The organism is Cuspidothrix issatschenkoi CHARLIE-1, assembly GCF_002934005.1.
GTDB lineage: Bacteria > Cyanobacteriota > Cyanobacteriia > Cyanobacteriales > Nostocaceae > Cuspidothrix > Cuspidothrix issatschenkoi.
Window position 1 is genome coordinate 1 of sequence record NZ_PGEM01000177.1, and the last position, 7,348, is coordinate 7,348.

Here is a 7,348-nt window from a genome sequence, read left to right on the forward strand (position 1 = left end):
CTATCTGTCTTCGTTTTGTGCTTATTTAGCCCCCTAGATCCCCCAAAATTGGGGGACTTTAAAATTCTTATTCCGTAAGAATTCACCGAGTCAGGAGTCAGAATGCTTATAAAATCAGGAATACAGGCAAGTGATATTTTCTTAAAAATCATCATAACTTACTCCAAAAGCCTTGATTTTCCTGACTTAGAGTATTTTCTATCCTGAATCCTTACCTTATCCCCCCAGAATTGGGGGTTAGGGGGCATGGGTAAAAAGCGCTTCGCTATCGCTCAAAAATCATCAAACAATCACGTAAAAATGCCCGATTTTTCCCATAAATCGAGTATTGTGGAAACCAATTAGTAAGAAACAACTATCGAGGTTGAGCTTTGAAACCACGACGTTCTAGCATTTCCCGTACCTGGGGACTAGGATTGTAGTTATAACCATAGGCAGAACGCTCGGAGTCATCCATAACTTGAGGTGTGAGTAATACAATTACCTCTCTACGTTCATTGGTTCTATTTGTTCTTCTGAACAGCGAACCCAGGAGGGGAATATCACCCAAAATAGGAACTTTAGCAACAGTTGTTCTGTCTTGATCTTGAATGATACCGCTGAGAATTAGGGTTTGACCATCTCGTAGACGAATTGTGCCTGAATTTAGAGAGCGTTCAGATACCAAAAAGATTATTTGAGAACCTGTCCCAACATTAATACTTGCTGGTGCTTGAGGTGCTTTGACTACAGGTGCAACTGATAGAGAAACAAAACCATTATCGTCAATACGATCAACTTTCACAGCTAGGGTTAACCCTACTTCCTCCTTGTTCGCTGTTACAGTTTGTGTCGTAGAACCTTCACCACGGGTAATTTCGTTTGTAATGTTTCCTATTACTTCTTGAGTTAATTTGACATTAGCCGTTTGACCTTCTTGTACAATCAGAGTAGGATCAGTCAGAATCTTGGCATTGCCGCTTGTCACCTGCGCCTGTAAACTTGCTAAAAGACGCTTGGGAAATTGGTATAAAGTTGGTAGTTCTATCTTATATGTGGGTGGAGTTCCAGAACTATTACCGGATGCTGGAGTTCCAGGAGTATATTGTGTAACCCCTGCTGTTGTTGGATCAGAACTAATACCAGCACTGCCTGAGACTCGATTTACATCTTCTGGGTTATTCAAAAAAATATTTGCACTACCCACTGGATTAGCAGTAGTAGGTGCAGGAAGTACGCTATTCCTAACTTCAGCACTGGTAGGTGGACGAGAACCACCAAAATTTAAACTTGCTGCACCACCATCAACAGAGAAATAATTATTACCAACGCCAAAGGCAAAACTCGTATTATAAAGTTGATCTCCCAATAGGCTAACATCAACAATCTTGACGTTCACAACTACTTGGCGACGGCGGACATCAAGCTGTACTAATTGGGATACTGCCATTTCTACAAGTTTAGGAGAACCAATTAATGTTACAGAATTGGTACGCTCGTCTCCTAAAGCCTGTAAACCTCTTAGAAAAGGCGTTGAGTCTTTATAGTCAACCCGTTTAGTTTCAATTTTCGTTTCTGTAGTCGTCTGAGTTTGGGTAATGGGAGCAACTCCAGTCCCCACAGGTACAGCGTCAACGCTAGTAACTTGTCTTTCACGACTTACGGCACTTTCAGCACCCATACCAACCAAAAAGTTTAAGGCAACTCCCACTGTTACCTGATTGAGTCGTAAACTCCGCATGACATTATCACGGCTGGAGTTAGGTAATTTAGTCCCGACAAAAATTGTCCGTCCGGTGCGGTTAGCTTCTAAACCACTCAAACGCAGGACGTAGTTAAAGACATCTTGCACAGGTTCGTTTTCTATATCTAGGGAAATTGTTTGAGAGGAATTAGCACCTTCTTTCTTTTCTCCTTCACCACCACTATAAGCCAAATTCAGCCCCGCAGCCCGCGCCAACAGTGATAAAACTTCCCTCACGGGTGCATCACGCAACACTAAGCGGGGAACTCTTTCTTGAGTGCCTAAATCAATGGCTGTGGGTGATGTATCAATGTTAGCTTGGGTAATATCTCCTACTGGTGGGGCGACGGCTCTGGGGAGGAAAGGAGGCGCTTGGTTATAGGGTTGATTGGGGCCTGCGGCTTGGGCGATTTTACCGTCTATGGTGACTTGAGGATTAGGGACTAGGACATCGGGGCGTTTACCGGTTTCATCTGGTTTGTATTCAGATGTGGTAGCCGGTGCTACTGGTACTTTATCTGTAGGGTTGGTTGTGGCTGGTGCGGCTGATACTTTGTCTGTGGGGTTAGTGGTAGCCGATGCTGTGGAATTGGTGGTGGTAGTAAAACCAAGGGTAAAATTATTATCTTTTTGCACTACGGGTTGATTGCTGGGTACATCATCAATCCCTGTAACTGTGACGCGAATGCTGTTAGTATCTAATTGTTTAACTTCTATCAAAGCGATGCCTGGGGCGGGGTTTTCCTGACGGAAGTTATCACCCTTGGGTAAACGCAGTTGGGCATTAATAACATCTGCAACTAAGGATTTATCTTTTTTGGTTGTAAATACTTGGGGGCGATCGCCAGCCGCAGTTCTTAAAATTACACTAACTCCGCCCTCAATGGGACTGAGTTTAACATCTGTCACTTGTGTTAATTGTGCCAAAACTGGCTGGGCTGCTAAAAGCACACAAGCTGCTGCACCTAATACAAAAACATTATTATTAAACTGTTTCACAGTTCATCCCTCACATAAAATAAAAGTCTTATTGGTAATTGGTAATTGGTAAGTCGAAGTATTGCCTCTCGCCTATTTTGGTGGAACTTTGGCTGCGGCTGCTTTAGCTGCTAAATCAGCTACTTCTTCATTAGTTAGTGGCATGAGAGCCTCTAATTCAAAAGTTGTTGTCAGTTTACCGATACCTATTAGCACAGGATTATCTTTATCTCCTGAAGTTTCTGGAGGAGACAATTTGGAATTATAGTTTTTAACTAACAATAAAGGCTGCAATCGCTCAATGTTTCTCATGATTGATTGGGTTTGTTCAAAATTACCCTCAATTTCCACATTAAAGGTACTGCGTTTAAGTTTGCCGTTTACTTCCGCGCCAAAACTACCATCTTCTACGACCACGGGTGTTTCAGAAGTAGGAATAAATCTTTTCATTTTAGCTTTAACACCATTGCGGATATTTTGCCCATTACTAGAATCTATTAAGCGGCTGGTATCTAGTAAGAGGGTATCTAAACTTTTTTCATCTGCAAATAAAGCTAAAACTTGTTTTTGTTGTTCTTTAGCAGTGGCTAGGTTGGCTTCTACTTTACCAATTTGTCCAGCTTGGGCTTTCTTTTGATCAACTTGTGCTTGGAGTTGATCACGTTTGGTTATTTGTTGTTGATAGGCATCCCAAGCGGGCATGACCATATTTAACATCATATAACCAGTACTGGCTACACCTAAAAAGCCGACTACACCACCAATAATAGTTGGGGTAAGGGTTACTCCAAAGACGACAGGGGCAGCATTTGCCGTTTGCGTACCTTTTTCTGAAAAATTAAACTCTTCACTCAGTGTCATTGGCCGATGACTCCTACTTTTTTGATATTACGAAGTCTATCTACTAGTCCAACTGTGCCTTTTTTCTCTAATTCTGGAATTAAATCAGATGCTGGCACGCTACTCAAACCTGTTTTAATAGTGTATTTGACTACTTGGAGGGGTTTTATTGTGACATTGGTTGTTTTTGTCCGTGGGGGAATAAAACCTGTAATTGCTGGTGCATCTATTAATTCGGTTGTCATGATTTTGGTTTCTAGGGGATTCAAAAATTGGGATTGTCCCAAGCTGAGGGCAAAATCATTAACAAAACCATAGGACATAGCATAACCAGAAAGTTCTAAGAATCCCGCCGGATTAGTAGGGGTTGCGGTTACGGGGGCTTTACCAGGAAGTGTTGCAGCAACTTGTCTGATGGTTTCGATTTGCACTTTGTTAGGAATGCGATCGCGCAAATCCTGTAACATGGCTGACCAAGGACGAATCTGATCAAAAACTGTAACTAAAGCTTTGTTTTGGCTGCTAATACTGTCTGCTTCGGCTTTAAGTTTTTTGATGTTAGCGATTCTGCCATCTAAAGTCTTACCTTCTTCCTCTAGTTTGCCAATGTCTTGGGTGAGTTCGGCAGTTTTCCCTTGCAGGACTGATAAACCAGCAAATACCAAAGCTGGTAATACTAACCCTATTACCAGTCCTATATAAACAGGAGTCAAATTTCCCAGTTGCATTCGGGTTGCTGGAGTTTTAATCCCGGTTAGAGATTGGTTCTGATATTCTGGTCGGTCTTTGAGAAAGTTGATATCTAGGCTGTACATTTGATTACACCTCCCGCATTCCTAAACCCAGGATAATACCCAAGCCAGGACGTTTAATTAAAGGATATTTTTCGGGATCTACCTCCAAGGACAAAGAAGCTATAGGATCTATTTGAGTAGTAGGTAAACTTAATCGTTGAGTAAAAAACTCATCAATTTGTTGTAGTCCACCTCCTGGTCCTGCTAAAAAAATCTGGGCGACTTCGAGATTTTCACTTTGATTGAGGTAGAAATCAATAGAACGACGCAGTTCATCAGCTAGTTCTCCTAGAACCCTTAACATGGAAGTCATACCAGGATTACTACCAGTGACTCCAGTATTAACTGCGTCTGGTGGAGTAACTGGAATGGTCATACTTTCCAACATATCCATTTCCCGTGATGGTGGTAGGTTCATCGCTCTTGATAGGGCGGTTTGGAGTTGATAAGTTCCTATTGGAACTGTTCGGGAAAATTGCGGCACACCATTGATAATAATGGCAATTTCCGTACTATCAAATTCAATATCAACTAGTACTGCTGCTTCTTCTGGGCTAAATAACCGCAATTGATCACGAATGGTACGAATGAGGGCAAAACTGTTAATTTCTAAGATATCAACAGCTAATCCTGCCTGTTCAAAGGTATCCAAATAGGTTTGGGTGACATCTTTGCGAGTTGCCACTAACAAAACTTCAACTTTTTCGATGCCGTCTTCGTCTACAAAGTAGCCGAGTTTTTGATAGTCAACATCAGCTTCTTCACGGGGATAGGGCAAATGTAAGGATGCTTCATAGTTGAGTACCATTTCCCGTAACTCTTTGTCATCTAATTCCGACGGTACGCGAATCAAACGGACGATTGCGTCTTTCCCTGGTATACAGGTAGCTACACGGGTAGCTTTGGTTTTGCTTTGAGCAATCACTTGCTGAATAATTTCTGTCATTCCTGGAGAATCAGCAATTTGCCCACCAGCAAATATACCTTCTGGTACTGGTACAGAGATTAAAGACTCAATTTTTAATGTCCGGCGTTGTTTACGTAGTTCTACTAGGTTGACCCGTTCGGGTGCTAGTTCAATTCCAATACCGCTATTGGATTTATTAAATAAACTAGTCAAGGTTTGCAGCACTGTTTTACCCGTTGCATTACTAAAGCAAAATATTAAGGTTAGTTGTTGGTTGTCAGTTTTTGGTTGTTAGTTACCGATTACCAAAATTGATATATCCTATAGTTTCCACAATTCTCTATCCTTTTTCTTACCCCTGTTAATTCTAAAAATACTACCACCTAGAAAGATGATTCGATTGCAAAAATTTAAACAACTAATTTGTTGGGCATTACTCGGCTTACTGACTAGTTGGATTGTGAGTTGTAGCACAGGTAATGTTGCTAACAATCCCAAATCTGGTGCAACAGGTGTTGCCACAATTGAGTTTTGGACAATGCAACTCCAACCGCAATTCACCAACTACTTTCAAAGTCTGATTACGACTTTTGAATCTCAAAACCCCAGTATCAAAGTTAAATGGGTAGATGTGCCTTGGTCAGCAATGGAGAATAAGATTTTAACAGCAGTCTCAGCAAAAACCCCACCAGATGTTGTCAACCTTAATCCCGATTTTGCTTCCCAATTAGCCGGCAAAAATGCTTGGTTAGATTTAGATGCCAAAATTCCTAGTCCAGTCCGTTCCACCTATTTACCAAATATCTGGCAAGCAAGTAGCCTCAATGGTAAGAGTTTTGGCATTCCTTGGTATCTCACTACCAGATTAACTATTTATAACACCGATTTACTAAAACAAGCGGGTATTACAAAACCCCCTGCTACTTACGCAGAATTAGGGCAAATGGCGCAACAAATTAAAGACAAAACAGGTAAGTATGCTTTCTTTGCCACTTTTGTTCCCCAAGACTCTGGTGAAGTCCTAGAATCCTTGGTACAAATGGGTGTAACCCTAGTTAATGCTGATGGTAAAGCTGGGTTTAATACCCCCCAAGGAAAAGCCGCTTTTCAATATTGGGTAGATTTGTATAAAAAAGGTTTGTTGCCGAAAGAATCTTTAACTCAAGGGCATCGTCATGCTATAGATTTATACCAATCTGGAGAAACGGCTTTTTTAGCTTCTGGGCCTGAGTTTCTGAAAACTATTGCGAATAATTCCCCCAAGGTTGCCCAAGCTTCGGCAATTGCCCCACAAATTACGGGTGATACAGGTAAGAAAAATGTTGCTGTGATGAATATTGTGATTCCTCGTGATAGTAAATATCCTGATCAGGCTGTTAAATTTGCTTTATTTGTTACCAATGATGAAAACCAGTTAGCCTTTGCTAAAGCTGCTAATGTTCTACCTTCTACAGTTAAGGCTTTATCGGATAGTTATTTTAAGGAAGTTCCTGCTAATGCTACCACATCGGAAAAGGGGCGGGTAATTAGTGCCACACAATTACAAAAAGCTGAGGTATTAACCCCGAAAATGAAAGATTTTAAAGTTTTGCAAAAATCAATTTACGAAAATTTACAAGCGGCCATGTTAGGACAAAAAACAGTAGATAAAGCTCTGGAAGATGCCGCCCAGCAATGGGATAATCGGTAATTGATGATGGGGGATTAGATACTTTTGCGGAGTTTCTGTTGTCATGCTTAGTGGTGCAGAAAAGTCCTGAAGGATTGAAATTTAACTTAGGAATTAAACAGAACTTTAAACATTATGGATATTTCACCTAATCAATCATCAACCGAATTTTTAACTGCTGATGAATCTGCACAAGTTGATGCAGCTTTGTTATCTTCCCCTGAGAAGTTTTTAACTAGATTGACAATTTCTTCTCTGCGGATTTTACAACATATTGCTGAGGAATATCATATTCCTATTGAGGAATTAACGGCAAAACAAATTATTACTTGGTTTGAAATTGATGCGAAACTTAGACAGGAGAAAGGAGTTGAAGAGTCTTTTTTGAAGTGGTAGAGAATATTTGATTTTTAATTAAATTAGGACTTACGCAAGAT

At 40.8% G+C, this 7,348-nt stretch carries 6 protein-coding genes; 2 read left to right on the forward strand and 4 right to left on the reverse strand.

The window, feature by feature from the left end:
- Positions 1 to 355: 355 nt before the first annotated feature.
- The 4 genes from CUN59_RS19170 to pilM form a co-directional block, all read right to left on the reverse strand.
- A complete protein-coding gene (locus CUN59_RS19170) occupies positions 356 to 2,722 on the reverse strand; it encodes a type IV pilus secretin family protein (protein ID WP_104389336.1) in 2,367 nt (788 codons plus the stop codon).
- 72 nt (positions 2,723 to 2,794) lie between these two features.
- The gene (locus CUN59_RS19175) at positions 2,795 to 3,562 is read right to left on the reverse strand and encodes a pilus assembly protein PilO (RefSeq protein WP_104389337.1); all 768 of its coding nucleotides are present in this window, start codon (positions 3,560 to 3,562) and stop codon (positions 2,795 to 2,797) included.
- Positions 3,559 to 4,356, reverse strand: coding sequence for a PilN domain-containing protein (locus CUN59_RS19180; protein WP_104389338.1), 798 nt, complete (start codon positions 4,354 to 4,356; stop codon positions 3,559 to 3,561). Before CUN59_RS19180 ends, CUN59_RS19175 begins: the two co-directional genes overlap by 4 nt.
- A gap of 4 nt (positions 4,357 to 4,360) precedes the next feature.
- A complete protein-coding gene (pilM, locus tag CUN59_RS19185) occupies positions 4,361 to 5,467 on the reverse strand; it encodes a type IV pilus assembly protein PilM (protein ID WP_104389339.1) in 1,107 nt (368 codons plus the stop codon).
- 166 nt (positions 5,468 to 5,633) lie between these two features.
- Between pilM and CUN59_RS19190 the strand changes: the two genes are divergently transcribed.
- Positions 5,634 to 6,932, forward strand: a complete 1,299-nt coding sequence (locus tag CUN59_RS19190) for an ABC transporter substrate-binding protein (protein WP_104389340.1) — start codon at positions 5,634 to 5,636, stop codon at positions 6,930 to 6,932.
- Between the two features lie 114 nt (positions 6,933 to 7,046).
- Complete coding sequence (locus CUN59_RS19195; RefSeq protein ID WP_104389341.1) at positions 7,047 to 7,307, forward strand: NDH complex assembly factor CRR9; 261 nt, start codon at positions 7,047 to 7,049, stop codon at positions 7,305 to 7,307.
- The last annotated feature ends 41 nt before the right edge of the window (positions 7,308 to 7,348 follow it).

What these genes read in the sequence shown, in the direction of transcription:
- CUN59_RS19175 (WP_104389337.1), bottom strand. Translation starts at nt 3,562, where the DNA reads ATGACACTGAGTGAAGAGTTTAATTTTTCAGAAAAAGGTACGCAAACG.
- CUN59_RS19180 (WP_104389338.1), bottom strand. Translation starts at nt 4,356, where the DNA reads ATGTACAGCCTAGATATCAACTTTCTCAAAGACCGACCAGAATATCAG.
- CUN59_RS19190 (WP_104389340.1), top strand. Translation starts at nt 5,634, where the DNA reads ATGATTCGATTGCAAAAATTTAAACAACTAATTTGTTGGGCATTACTC.
- CUN59_RS19195 (WP_104389341.1), top strand. Translation starts at nt 7,047, where the DNA reads ATGGATATTTCACCTAATCAATCATCAACCGAATTTTTAACTGCTGAT.